This is a genomic window from Bacillus sp. ISL-55 (genome assembly GCF_018613155.1).
Classification (GTDB): Bacteria; Bacillota; Bacilli; order Bacillales; family Cytobacillaceae; genus Mesobacillus.
Genome location: NZ_JAGGQU010000006.1, coordinates 143,429 through 156,969, shown reverse-complemented (window position 1 = coordinate 156,969; position 13,541 = coordinate 143,429). Strand labels below are relative to the sequence as shown.

The window sequence follows — 13,541 nt, the reverse complement described above, 5'->3', positions numbered from 1 at the left end:
GAAAATGTTGAGATGGACGGATGAACCAGTTGGGGAAAAAATCGTGGATATCGTTGTTAGTTTGAATGAACAAGCACAAAAGTTACACAGCCAGGAGGTTGCCACAGCAAGTTACAGTCATGTGAAGCCGACACTTTCTGACTTTGATGAAATTGGTGATGCTTTGGATGAAGTAGAACGTGCACTCAAAACGACAGAAGGACATGAAGGAGTATATATGAGAGCAATGGCGAATGGGTTTCGCTATTTTGCTCGAAGCTTGCAGGGTGACAATGTTCCCTATGAAGAACTGATTGCGAACATCCAGGAGCTGCCATCCACCTTGATAACTGACCAACAGCTAGAACATGCTAGGGAGCTGGTTGAAAAAGGGCTGACAGACCTTGGGTACAAAGGAAGTCTATTTGAAAAAGCTACTGCCTGGCGTTCAGATACATTGATTGATCCTGAACAGGTGACAACAGTAGCAGAAAACTTCCGTGAAAACAGCAAGCAAGGGACTTTGAAAAGGGTAATCGGCCTGCCAGAAGAGGACGGGATTGATTGGATCAAGCCAATCAGGGGAGTGTTCTGGAGCGGGTATTCCAAATATACCGGCAGCTACCGCGGAAACTTAACCTTCAATATTGACCGTCCATGGACAGAACCGATCCTTGCACAAATCATGACGCATGAAGGCTATCCTGGACACCAGGCGTTCTATTGCCGATGGGATTACTTATTTCAGCAGGGAAAGCTTCCACTTGAGGCCTCTTACTACTTAATCAACAGTCCTACCAATGCATTGTTTGAAGGTGGACCTGAAACAGCATTAAGCTTCCTTGGCTGGGATGATGTAAACGAAGAAACACCTGGGGTGACAGATGAACAAAAACAACAATACTTGCTTGCAAGGAATTTCCTTGACTATCAAAGGATGTTTACAACAAACGCCTGCTATATGTATAACCTCGGCCAGGTATCAAAGGAAGAAGCAATAGATTATTTAATCAACAAAGGCGGCATTACCGAAATTGAAGCAAACAATGCCTTCCGATTCTTCTCAGACCCAATCCAAAAAACATATTTCCCTTGTTACTTTTATGGCCGCTGGATGGTAGGTAACGCCTATAAAGAAACTCCTAAAGAAAAACGCGAAGAGTATTTCTCCATTCTTTTTGATACACCACATACAACCAATACTTTTATCAAAGCGATCAGCAAGCTGAACGGAAAAGAATTCAATGCTTTTGACACATTGAAACAATAGAAGACTGAAGGTGAGGTTTTTGGGAGCTTCACCTTCAAAAAAATATAATCAGTAAGCGGAGGTGAATGAATGGAAATAACGATTATTGGCTCGGGTGCTATTGGAGGAGTTCTTGGCGCTTATATCGTGAAAGCTGGTGTAAATATAGTTTTCTGTGATATTGAGCAAGATCATGTAAATCACATCAGGTATAAAGGATTAAGAATAGAGGGTCCGGCAGAAGAATTTGTAGTGAAAGGAGAAGCTTATACCCCAGAAGAATTGATAGCAAGAAACAAGCAGCTTGATTGGGTTTTTATTTGCACGAAGGCCCACCATGCTCAACAGGCATTGGACCAGGTCCACCAATTGATTAACAAAGACACAACAATTGTATCCTTTCAAAACGGATTAATAGACTTAAAAGTTCCTAAATACAAGAAGGTTTCTGAGCCACTATGCTGTTTTGTCAACTTTTCGGCAGATTATCTTGAGCCAGGACGTATTTTGTATGGTGGAGTATCCTCTGTTGCGATAGGAGAATTTAACGGGGCATCTACCGATAGATTGAAAGAATTAAAAAAGATATTGGAACATTGGGGACCAGTAAAAGAAACGAATAATATTAAGGGTTACTTATGGAGCAAGTTATCCTATGCAGCCTTATTATATGCAACCGCTCTTGTGGATGAAACAATGGCAAATGTTGTTGAGAGAAAAGAATTCAGGCCTGCACTTATTGAACTTTGTGCTGAAGTACTTGAAGCAGCACATATAAAGAGTGTGAATGTCATTTCTTTTGACGTATGGAAGCCAGAACTAATTTATCCGAGAGACAATCAAAACACAGACTTGCTAAATGAAGAATTTGACCGGATTTCGTTTTGGATGTCACAGAATAAAAAACAAAAAAGCGGGATTTGGCGGGACATTGCCATAAGGAGGCGAAAGACAGAAGTAGATTTTGATTTAGTTCCAATATTAGAGATTGGCAAACAGCATAATTTGTCCTTCCCTCTAACTAAATTTGTAATTGAAAGAATAAAAGAGTTAGAGAAAGGGGCCAAGCAAATGTCATGGGATAATCTTATGGATTTGAAAAAGGTATATGAGGATGATGTACTAAGCAAATGAAGAGAGGGGTTTGGGGATGAAAAATAGTCAACCTTTTGTATTATTTATATTGCTGCTTTGTTCAGTCTTATTAATAGCTGGGTGTAATAAATACAATGAAGAGGCAACAACAAAATCGAATGATCAAAAAGACAAGTCACCAGCTGACACTGCCAGTGAAGTCTTCAATTTTGCAACGAATCAGGATATACCTCACTTAGATCCTCACGGAACTGGAGCAAATACATCTTTTAGAATAACTTATATGCTCTATGATCGACTTGTTAATTATGATGGTACCACCACAGAAATTACTCCAATGTTGGCGGAAAAATGGGACATTGCAAATAATGGACTGAGTTATACTTTCCATTTAAGAAAGGACGCAAAGTTTCATGATGGTAGTACCGTTACTGCAGAAGCGGTTAAATATTCATACTTAAGAGCATTAAAAGTAGGTAAATCAGCAGCGGGACAGTTTAAAAAAGTGATTGATGAAGATAGTTTCGAAATTGTCGATGATCATACGATCACTATCAATCTCAAACATCCATATGCTCCATTTCTTAAAACTTTAGGAACTGTTTATGCGAATATAGTCAATCCGAAACTAGCTGAACATGAGGGGGAAGACCTAGGTGAAGAATACCTTGCTGATAAAGAAATGGGATCTGGACCCTATAAACTTGAAAGCTGGGAACGAGGGCAGAAACTTGTCTTAACTGCAAAAGAAGACTATTGGGGAGAAAAACCAACTTTGAAGAAAGTCAATATACTGGTTATTCCAGAAGCATCGACAGCAAGGATCATGCTGGAAAAAGGTGAAGTGGATATGCTGGACACTACCACTATATCTCCATCGACTCTGGAAGAAATGGACGGCAAAAATGGGATCAAAGTTCATTCTTCTCCAAGCTACAAACTAGTATTTGGAGACATGAACATGTCGAAAGCTCCATTTGATAATCCTCTTATTAGAAAGGCGTTTGTCCATGCTGTTAACTATGAAGCGATAATAGAAAATATCTATCTTGGGAATGCATTTAGGGTTAACTCTGCAGTTCCTAAGGGTATGTTCGGTTTTGCTAAGGATACTCCTCTATATCTTTATGATTTAGAAAAAGCAAAACAATTTATCGAAGAGGCTGGTTATAAAGATAGGCTTGAATTTGAAATTTCAATTTCAGAAAATGACGAGGTTTATAAAAACATGGCCGTGACTATCCAATCAGATTTGGCAAAGATTGGTGCAAAAGTAACTATAAAAGAATACGCGTGGCCTACTTATCTAGATTTAATAACTTCAGGAAACCATAATATTTCGTTAGGCGCGTGGACACCAGACTTTGCAGACCCTGATTATAACTTATGGTATTTTGCGCATTCCTCAAGTAAAGGGCCGGGCTTTAACACAGCATTCTATGACAATAAACAAGTTGATCAACTGTTAGAAGAAGCACGAACTAGTGTTGATGAAGCAAAACGCGAAGAATTATATGAAGACGTTCAGAAAATCATGGCAGAAGAAATTCCTTACGCCTTCATAGCGCAAACGATGGAAAGCGCGCCTGTAAAGGATTATGTAAAAGGATATGAAATGAATCCAATGAATACATGGTATGTGCCTTTCCATAAAATATCCAAATAAATATGAAAGGGCAGGTTTTGAAAGGTTAAACCTGCTCCTTTCATTCATATGGCTGTTTTCGTAAAGATTGTTGTTAAAATCCTAAAGCCGATTATAACGTGAAAATTGTTATTTTGTAGTTCGGTATTAAGTGTGCAAGCTCTTTTCTCCTAATAATCTTAAATTTATGAAGAAGCATAGGTCATTTAATCCTTTTTTGTAGTCAATAGGAAGACTGTTTGAGAATCATATTAAAGTGAAAGAGGCTCATCAACATGATCGAATTAAAATATTTCACAGAAGAAGACATCCCACAACTTATAACTTGGATTGATAGTCCTGAATTTTTACTGCAATGGAGCGGGACAGGATTTACCTATCCGCTGACTCACCAACAGCTCATTAAATATTTGGGTGAAGCAAATAAAGAAGGTTCAGAGATTCAGGCTTTTAAGGTTGTTCACGTTGAATCATCGAAGGTAATCGGGCACATTTCGCTAGGTTCAATCAATCTTCATAATAGAAATGCGAGAATGTGTCGAGTCCTAATTGGGGATAAGGAGATGAAAGGCAAGGGCTTAGCTCCTTACATGGTCAATAAGCTGTTAAACATTGCATTTCTAAAATTCGGGCTTCATAAGGTGAGCCTTGCTGTATATGATTTCAATTCCCCAGCTCTTAAACTCTATCAGAAAATCGGTTTTCGAACAGAGGGATTGATTAGAGAAGCATCAAGAATTGGGAACGATTATTGGAGTTATTACGAGATGAGTATTTTGGATCGAGAATGGAGTTCAGTATTAACAGGAAATGGGAGGGATAACCTTGGAAAATTTGACGGTGATTGAAAGAGAAATAATTTCCCACATAGATGCAAATCAACTAATGAATTATAACAGGGAAATTGCAAAAGAGGTAAGGCTGTCAGGATCTGAAGAAGAGCTTCGTGCGTTCAAGTTTGCCCAACAGACTTTGGAAAGCTTTGGGCTAGAGACTGAACTTTCTTTTCACGAAGCGTACATTTCACTTCCTCGTAAAGCTAGTTTAAAGATTGGGGATATCGATGTGCCTTGTATTACTCACTCAATGGCACCGTCCACAAAGGAGAGCGGGATAAGTAGTGACTCCGTTTATATTGGGGATTATTCAGATGAAAAGCTTTCTCTCTGCAAAGGGAAGATTTGTGTAGTAGAAGGAATTGCAAGTCCAGAAGTTATAGGAAAGCTTTGTGGTGCTGGAACCCTTGCCGTCATCTTTATAAATGGACCTTATACGCATGAAATGATTGTTTCAACTGTTTGGGGAAGTCCCACTGCCGAAAATATCTCACAAATGCCGAAGATTCCTGTCGTTTCAGTAAATGATGACTCTGGTGAAATCCTAAAAAAGTCGATTGCTGAAGGCAGGGGCCAGGTAGCATTACATACCGAGGTTGAAACAAAATGGACGCAAATCCCAACGTTAATCGCCGACATTAAAGGGGAAGAAGAACCAGAGCATTTTGTCTTATTCAGCGGCCATATCGATTCGTGGCATTACGGAGCCATGGATAACGGATCTGCAAATGCGACGATGCTAGAGGTAGCAAGAGTGCTTTCAAAATATAAAGAGCAAATGAAACGATCGATTCGTTTTGCTTTTTGGTCAGGACATTCTCATGGCAGATACGCTGGTTCACAAGCCTACTGTGATCTGCAATGGGAAGAAATCCACGAGAATTGCGTCATGCATTTCTATGTTGATTCTGTCGGAGGCAAAGGAGCTACTATCCTGAGCGAGAGTAACTGCATGAGTGAAACTAAAGATATTGCGTCTCTCTATGTGAAGGAATTAGCTGGTCAAGATTATATAGGAAGCAGATATGGAAAGTACGCTGACCAATCTTTTTGGGGAGCGGGAGTTCCTTCCCTGTATATGGGAATGTCAGAACAACGATTATCTAATGATCCGATGTCCCAGAAAGTGTTTCAAGTTTTTGCGGGTAAGGAGGCAGGAGGATTCGGTTGGTGGTGGCATACCGTTGAAGACACAATTGATAAAATCGATCCGGCCAATTTAAAGCGCGATTGTGAAATCTATGCTCTCTCAATCTATAAAGTTTTAACCGATCCAATTGTGCCGATCAACCAATTGGCTGCGGTTCAAGAAATCAAAGTTACAATAAAAAAATATCAAGAAACAGCAGGAGATAAAGTGAATCTGGACTTAACCTTGGAACGTTTAAATGAACTTGAAGAAGTAATCATGAAGGTGCAATCTACTTTACCAACTTCTGGCCCGTTGGTTGAAGATCAGAAGGAAATCAATAAGAGAATCATGGCAATTTCACGTAGTATTGTTCCTCTTAATTATGTAAGTAATGACCTTTTCGAACATGATCCGGCTGTTGGTTTATTGCCAGTTCCCTCGCTCTCTTCAATTAATAGAATGGCTTCCTTGGAGAAGGGGACACATGAGTATTATTTGTTGAACACCTCTATAAACAGACAGGTTAATAAAGTAAATTATTTATTGAAAAATGCACTTAAAGAGGCTCATAATTTATTAACTTTTAATAAAAAAAGGAGTGGCAATTATGTCGGCAATTAAAAATAAAGTCGTAATTATCACAGGGGCTAGCAGTGGGATCGGTCGTGCTACTGCCGTTAAATTAGCAAGTGAAGGTGCGAAAATTGTTCTTGCCGCAAGGAGAGAAGAACGATTGCAGGAGCTTTCAGAGGAAATACAATCACTTGGCGGAACTGCTGTTTATAAAGTAACGGATGTCACTTCATTGGATGAGGTTAAAAAATTGGCTGGTTTCACACTGGATCATTTCGGCCAAATTGATGTGCTTTTTAATAATGCTGGAATCATGCCGCTTTCCTATATGAAAAATAATAGAGTGGAAGAATGGGATCAAATGATTGATGTCAACATTAAAGGAGTTTTACATGGTGTAAGTGCTGTACTTCCTCATATGCTTGAAAAAAACAGTGGTCACATCATCACGACAGCTTCCGTTGCAGGACATGGAATCTTCCCATCAGGAACTGTTTATTGTGCAACAAAGTTTGCTGCCAGGGTGATTATGGAGGGACTTAATAAAGAGTTGACCAAATCGAATATCAGGACCACTACAATCTCACCTGGAGTTGTTGATACTGAGCTAGCAGATTTAATTGTTGACCCAGAAGTAAAGCCTATTTTTGAGAACCCGGATCTTCCTTCTATACGGAGTGAAGATATTGCCAACGCAGTTCATTATGCTCTTTCACAGCCTGCCTCAGTTGCTGTGAATGAAATCATCATTAGGCCAACGAACCAGGGTTAATGAAGGAAGCAGGTCTTTTAGATCTGCTTTTTCTATTTTCATAAAGGGATATCCTATATTTATCCCGAATAGGTAACGAATGATCTACCATTAGATTTCATGTTAAGTTAAAGGAGGATGAAGTCCTATCAATACAAAAATAAAACCATTCGTCGGCGGGCTGATATCAGGGGTAGTCCTTGGTTTGTTTTTAAAACTCGTCCAATCTTTAACAAATCTTAAAGTGTATACCTTATTACTGAATGTTGATTACATACCGATTCTTAAGGATTTAAAATTATCTGAAGTTGTTGAGTTTGGTCTGCATATGGTGATCTCAATAGGGCTTGCTTTCGTTTTGGACTTTTACATGATCAGAAAGAACTTCCATAAAGAAGCTATCACTCGCTTTGTCATTAGCGTGAGCTTAATAGTTGGTTTGCTGCTTTACCCAACAACGCTTCTCTCAGAACGAACACCGCCGATCTCAAGTGCATATGCTTTTTTATTTTGGATGGCGGGTCACTGGATTTATGGCTTCATTTTAGGGAGAGTTTTATCTTATAAGGAAGGAAAGAGGGTTTGAACAAGAAAAACTTCTATATATTAAGTATCGTTATTTTACTTTTACTTATATTTGGTGTTACCAGATGGGTCGATTATCGTGAAAAGAATCTAGCGGATTTACTAGATGCAAGTAAAATTGAAAAAATATATTATAATCAGCTTCCCATTAAGGATGAAAAAGCAGCATACAATCGGCAATTAACGGATGATCAATCAATTCAGGAGCTGATTAGTTTTCTAAGTCAATATAAAGTAAAAAAAATCGGAGACCGGGATTTTGTTACTGAATATCCAGAGGAACAATTCCAATTTCAAATGGAATATGAAGACAACAGAGTCACGATGCCCTCTTTAATCGAAAGAGAAGTTTTGTTATTCGATATGTACCAATTTGAAATTACCAATGGCCCGGTGGATTATGAATGGCTGGAGGAATTTCTAGAGAGAAAGGGAGAAGAAGTGTAGTACTGAATAATTACGGTATCGAATTGAAATTTATTATATGCTTAATTGGTAAAAGTGCCCTTTTAGTTTAGGTAAAGAGAGATAAAAATGCCATAAGCAAACAAAATGCCGGGAGATTACGCTCCTGGCATTTGTTTTTGTTGCTTATTCGTATGGAAGGTGAATTTATTTTTACCGGCTCGTTTTGAAGCATAGAGTGCCTCATCAGCATAACTAATGACGGTAAAAGGGTCGATATCATCATCGGGCCATACTGCACCACCAACACTGCATCCGACATGAAGCTTTGATCCAGCTATTTCAAAAGGGTTGTTTATGTTCGTAATTAGCTTGTTTGCTATTGTGGTAAGTACGTGTTTCTTTGATTCAGGCGGACTACTCACGACCACAAGGAATTCGTCACCGCCTAGCCGGAAGATAGGATCTTCTTTTCGTGTATTTTCTTTCAGCCTGCTAGCCACTTCTTTTAGCAGCAGGTCTCCAGTTTGATGCCCATACGTATCGTTGATTATTTTAAATCCATCCAAATCCAAATATAAAAAGGACAATGAATTCCCTGAAGTTTTGGCATGTTTTAAATATTGATCAAGGGCGACACGGTTTCCAAGACCGGTCAGGAGATCATGATGGGCCAGGTTTTCCATTTCGTCCAAATTGGATTCAGTACGTACCAATGTATCAACTAAGTCCCTTAAAGAACTGGAAAGGAGTTCTAGATCTTTGATTCCTTTTATTAAAGGAATCGTGCTTTCTTTGCCGATTCTTAAACTATGAGCAGCTCTGGATATCTTTTGTAAAGGAGTGGTTACGAAACCGGCAAGAAACCAGCCAATAATAGCAAAGACAACAGCTGTTATTGTGCCAAGTTTGATTATAAAAGATTTTAATTCTTCGACTGGGGCAAAAGCGTTCTCTTCAGGGATTCGGACAATGACCGTCCATCCCAGGCCAGAATAATTTTGATTGCCGTCACCGACTGCAAATCCAGTCAAATAATTTTTTCCGTCCGGCCACTCTTCCACGAGCCAGCTATTCGCACCCTTACTGGCCTTGTGTACACTATCAACATCTAGCACATTCCCAGTCATACCACCTGGTCCAAGGAGGACCGTACTGTCCAAACCACTCACGACAAAAACTTCCGCACCACTCAATTCATCTTTTAAAGGTTCCACAATTTCGTCCTGTACCTGCTGCGACCATTCCCAGCTGAGATGCGCAGCCAGAACACCAGTGAAATTGCCATTTTCATCTGTTAACGCTTTGCTGATATCGACAAATTGCATCGGCTCTCCTGTTGGATTCGGAAGAAGGTTTGCAAGCAGAACCGCGTTATGGACATCGCCAATGAAAGTACCTTTTTTTCCTTCCTGATAAACAGGGCGCTGTGAAATATCAGAACCTACCAGAATTTTGTCTGAAGCTGCGACCACAGTCCCGGATGAATCTGTCAGACCTATCCAGGAAAATACGGGAATACTGGACTTTAACTGGTCCAGCAATACCTGAGCCGACTGCAGATCCTCATGGGATTTAATATCCTCTATTTGGCTTAGGACTTCTACTTCCCCGATTCGTGACCACATAAATGAATCTAGTTTATCTGCCATATGATACGCAGTAGAAGAAAGGCTGTTACCAATCTCTCTTTTGATCGTTTCACTTGAATGCTTGCTGATCGTTATACTCAACAGCATCGTTAGCGCAATGATAATAACGCCAAAAAATAGAGCCATATAAGCTCGAAGGTTGATTTTCATTTAAAATATTCCTTTCGCCGCAAAACTAAAAAAATCTCTACTTTGTCATATCGACAAATTTCGCTATTTCTTTAGACAAGAGATGAAAAATTTAAATGGTAAGTATGAAAGGGGAGTGGGGAGCATCCAGAAAAGGCAAGTATAACGTGATGATTTTCACTTGCTAGTCCACGGTAGAGTTTATTTTTTACTGTCGGTTTTTCAGCATAAACATTATGCCGATTGAAATAAGTAAAACAATAGTTACTTTGATTAAAGAAAACTGCTCAATGTTAGGAGTATGGGTAGAACGATTTGCCGTAAAGATTGACCACCATACTGGGTATGAGTAAATGGAGGATAGGGTGAGCCAGATAAAGAGTAAAAACATAAAAGATAGCCAATAAAGTTTCATCCATTTCACCTCGTTTTAAATAACCGGAAAGAGAGTTCAGTCATGGTTCGGATAAAAAATAGCTTGTTTGATAACCTTTAGCAATTGGGCGAGCATTATTTAAGTGAAATAACACTCAACCCAACCCCTCTAAATCCTACTCCATTGTTTTCTTATCGGCTTCCCTAATAACTTCTATATAAAAACTGATCGCGTTCAAATAGTTATCAATACTTATATGCTCATTTGTACCATGCATGCGGTTCAGGTCTTCAGAAGTCAGCTGTACTGGCAGGAACCTGTAGGTGTTTTCGGCGATGCTGTCATAATGCTTTGCATCGGATCCGGCGAACATTAAATAGGGTGCGATGACTGCTTCATCATAGACATTTTTCGCGCTTTGCTGGATTGTTTTGAAATGCCAGCTGTCAACGGCGGAAACACCTGAGGCTTCTGAACCCTCTATTGTCACTTTGATATCCTCGTCATCAATCGTTTTTTCGATATAATCCTTCACTTCTTCCAACGAATCACCCGGCATGAGGCGCAGGTTGATGATAGCCGATGCTTTTTCTGGAAGGGCGTTATACTGTTCGCCAGCATGGAAGATTGTTGGAGCTATCGTTGTCCTGATCAGCGCAGATGATGCCGGCTGCTGCAGGAGGATTTTTTCGATAACCGGTTCGAAAATGAACTTATTGGCAAAGACATATTTCATGGCAAAGCTCATTTCAGGTGCGACAAACTCAAATAGATCCTCACCAGTTCCTTTCAAGTCGGCGGGGAACTGGGTTTCTTCCAGCTTGGCGATCGCGCTGGCAATCCTGCCGATGTTCGTCCGGTCTTTTGGCTGTGAAGAATGGCCGCCGCTTCCTTCAATTGACAGCTCTGCAGTCGCAGAACCTTTTTCAGAAACACCGACAACGCCGACGGGTTGATTGACACCTGGAACCATGTTCTCGACGATGGCTCCTCCTTCATCTAAAACGAAATCAAACTTGATGCCTCGTTCATTAAGGGTGCTTACAATCATTGCCGCTCCTTCATCACCGCCGATTTCTTCATCATGGCCGAACATGAGATAGATATCGCGGGCAGGCTGATAACCTTCTTTGAGCAGGTGTTCTGCTGCTTCAAGTATTCCAATCACACCGATTTTGTCATCCAGTGTACCGCGACCCCAAATCTTTCCGTCTGCGACTGTCCCGCTGAAAGGGTCGTGCTCCCAGTTTTCCTCCGTGCCTTCAAGGACGGGAACCACATCGTAATGGCTGGTCAATCCAATTGGAAGCTTCGTAGAGTCTGTTCCTTTCCATAAATATATCAGTGAGTGCCCATTTACCATTTCTAGCTCAAGCTCTTCATGTACGATTGGAAAGCTCTCTTTTAAAAATGAAATGAAACGGTCTAATTCAGTTAGGTCCATTTTGCTGCGGTCCTGGTAGGAGATCGTTTTAAATTGAATTGCCTGTGAAAGTGTTTTAATCGCATGGTCTTCTTTAATAGTGCCATTGAATTGTTTGGGTGATGGCTGGCGGGATTCCAAGGTGAGGGCATTGAACAAGGTGACAATAATGAAAACTAGGAGCAGGCTGCCAATGGTCATTAAGGAAAGCTTTAGTTTTTTCATAAACTTCTAGAAAACCTCCATTCATTTTAAAAAAAGCCTCTGGTTTCCCAGAGGCAGTTGAGTTGATTACACAATTTCAGGCGCTTGAGGCTGTTGTTCTGGTTCTGGAACAAACGCGAGAATGACCATCCCGATTACGAAAAGGATGACGAGACTGAAAACTCCCATACTCGAATTGCCAGTAAGCTGTGCTGTAAGACCGACCATAAGCGGCCCCATGATTGAAGCGAACTTCCCAAATATGTTGTAGAATCCGAAAAACTCATTCGCATTCGCTTTGGGCACCAATTTTGCAAAATAAGATCGGCTTAATGCCTGAATACCGCCCTGTGATGTAGCGACAAGCATTGCCAGGATCCAGAAGTCAGTCGTTGTTTCCAGGAAGTAAGCGTAGATACAAACAAAGATATAAACGGTAATTCCGACATACAGCATTTTTTTACCGGTAAAACGTTCGGATAATTTCCCGAATAAAATCGCGAACGGCCAGGCGACGACCTGGGTAGCGAAAAGGATGATTAATAGGTTCGTAGAGCTGATGCCTAAATCGGTTCCGTAAGCTGTAGACATCGTAATGATCGTTCCAACACCGTCAATGTAGAAGAAATAAGCTAATAAGAATAAAAATAATGCCCTGTATTTGCGGATTTCTTTAAAGGTTTTTGCTAAACGTCTAAAGCTTTGGAGCACAAGTTGCGGTTCACGCTCGATGTAATGCTTTTGGTGCACATTTTTAAACATGGGAATGGAGAAAAGTCCCCACCAGATGGCGGTAATGATAAAAGCTGTCTGACTGGCCAAAGTCATAGAAATTGGCAAGACCTTTGTCTGGGCCAATATTATGATTGCGATACTGATGATGAATGGAATCGTACTTCCGATGTAACCCATTCCGTATCCGCGAGCTGAGACTCTGTCCATCCGTTCATCCGTCGTTACATCAACGATAAAGGCGTCATAGAAAATGTTTGAACCAGTCGATCCGAGCACGGCCAGGGTGTAGACGACAAGCAGCATGAGCCAGTTTCCGCTTGGCACGAAGGCAAGCCCAGCTGTAAAGGTGATCCCTAACGTAAAGAAAATGGTGAAGAATCGTTTCTTCATGCCTTGGTAGTCCGCAATGGTTCCGAGAATCGGGCCGATCAATGCCAGAATGAAGGTAGCGATCGCAATTGTATAACCTAAATAGGCAGTCGAATTGGACAGGCTCACACCAGCATCAGTTGCGGAAGCTTTATAAAATAGCGGGAACACAGCCGTCGAAATGATAATCGAATAAGCCGAGCTTGCCCAGTCATAACGAATCCAGCTGCTCTCTTCCTTCGTAAAACCTTTCATCCTTTTGCCCCCAATAAGATTGTATTTTTGTCTATTAAGTTGAACTATACCTTCTCAATCTTTTTAAAGTGCCCACCGGTAAAAAAGTGCTTAACCGATAAAATATCTCTATCAACTTGTAATATAATTCGCTTCGAGTTCCTCAAAG

The 13,541-nt window shown here is 40.5% G+C and carries 11 protein-coding genes; 8 read left to right on the top strand and 3 right to left on the bottom strand.

All coding sequences use genetic code 11. The annotated features are described in order from the left end of the window. Positions 1-4: 4 nt before the first annotated feature. The 8 genes from J7E32_RS03565 to J7E32_RS03530 all read left to right on the top strand — a co-directional run bounded on the left by J7E32_RS03565 (position 5) and on the right by J7E32_RS03530 (position 8,292). On the top strand, positions 5-1,249 hold the full coding sequence (locus J7E32_RS03565; protein ID WP_214903653.1) for a polysaccharide deacetylase family protein: 1,245 nt from the start codon (positions 5-7) through the stop codon (positions 1,247-1,249). A gap of 69 nt (positions 1,250-1,318) precedes the next feature. Beyond that, on the top strand, positions 1,319-2,362 hold the full coding sequence (locus tag J7E32_RS03560; RefSeq protein ID WP_214903650.1) for a ketopantoate reductase family protein: 1,044 nt from the start codon (positions 1,319-1,321) through the stop codon (positions 2,360-2,362). Positions 2,363-2,378: 16 nt separating this feature from the next. Further along, the gene (locus J7E32_RS03555) at positions 2,379-3,989 is read left to right on the top strand and encodes an ABC transporter substrate-binding protein (protein WP_214903647.1); all 1,611 of its coding nucleotides are present in this window, start codon (positions 2,379-2,381) and stop codon (positions 3,987-3,989) included. A gap of 254 nt (positions 3,990-4,243) precedes the next feature. Further along, complete coding sequence (locus tag J7E32_RS03550; RefSeq protein ID WP_214903645.1) at positions 4,244-4,816, top strand: GNAT family N-acetyltransferase; 573 nt, start codon at positions 4,244-4,246, stop codon at positions 4,814-4,816. Continuing rightward, the gene (locus J7E32_RS03545) at positions 4,794-6,557 is read left to right on the top strand and encodes a M28 family peptidase (protein WP_286182647.1); all 1,764 of its coding nucleotides are present in this window, start codon (positions 4,794-4,796) and stop codon (positions 6,555-6,557) included. Before J7E32_RS03550 ends, J7E32_RS03545 begins: the two co-directional genes overlap by 23 nt. Beyond that, positions 6,544-7,281 carry an SDR family oxidoreductase gene (locus J7E32_RS03540; RefSeq protein WP_214903642.1) on the top strand — a complete coding sequence of 246 codons (738 nt, stop codon included), beginning with the start codon at positions 6,544-6,546 and terminating at the stop codon, positions 7,279-7,281. The genes J7E32_RS03545 and J7E32_RS03540 overlap by 14 nt, the downstream gene beginning before the upstream one ends. A gap of 184 nt (positions 7,282-7,465) precedes the next feature. After that, on the top strand, positions 7,466-7,846 hold the full coding sequence (locus tag J7E32_RS03535) for a hypothetical protein (protein WP_286182645.1): 381 nt from the start codon (positions 7,466-7,468) through the stop codon (positions 7,844-7,846). Further along, positions 7,843-8,292 carry a hypothetical protein gene (locus tag J7E32_RS03530; protein ID WP_214903639.1) on the top strand — a complete coding sequence of 150 codons (450 nt, stop codon included), beginning with the start codon at positions 7,843-7,845 and terminating at the stop codon, positions 8,290-8,292. Before J7E32_RS03535 ends, J7E32_RS03530 begins: the two co-directional genes overlap by 4 nt. A 116-nt stretch (positions 8,293-8,408) precedes the next feature. On the opposite strand, the gene J7E32_RS03525 is transcribed toward J7E32_RS03530, so the two are convergent. From J7E32_RS03525 to J7E32_RS03515, 3 genes are all read right to left on the bottom strand, one after another. Further along, a complete protein-coding gene (locus J7E32_RS03525; protein ID WP_286182643.1) occupies positions 8,409-10,028 on the bottom strand; it encodes a sensor domain-containing diguanylate cyclase in 1,620 nt (539 codons plus the stop codon). A 554-nt stretch (positions 10,029-10,582) separates the two neighbouring features. Beyond that, positions 10,583-12,055, bottom strand: a complete 1,473-nt coding sequence (locus J7E32_RS03520) for a M20 family peptidase (RefSeq protein WP_214903623.1) — start codon at positions 12,053-12,055, stop codon at positions 10,583-10,585. 66 nt (positions 12,056-12,121) lie between these two features. Beyond that, positions 12,122-13,393, bottom strand: coding sequence for an MFS transporter (locus tag J7E32_RS03515; RefSeq protein ID WP_214903620.1), 1,272 nt, complete (start codon positions 13,391-13,393; stop codon positions 12,122-12,124). Between the last annotated feature and the right edge of the window lie 148 nt (positions 13,394-13,541).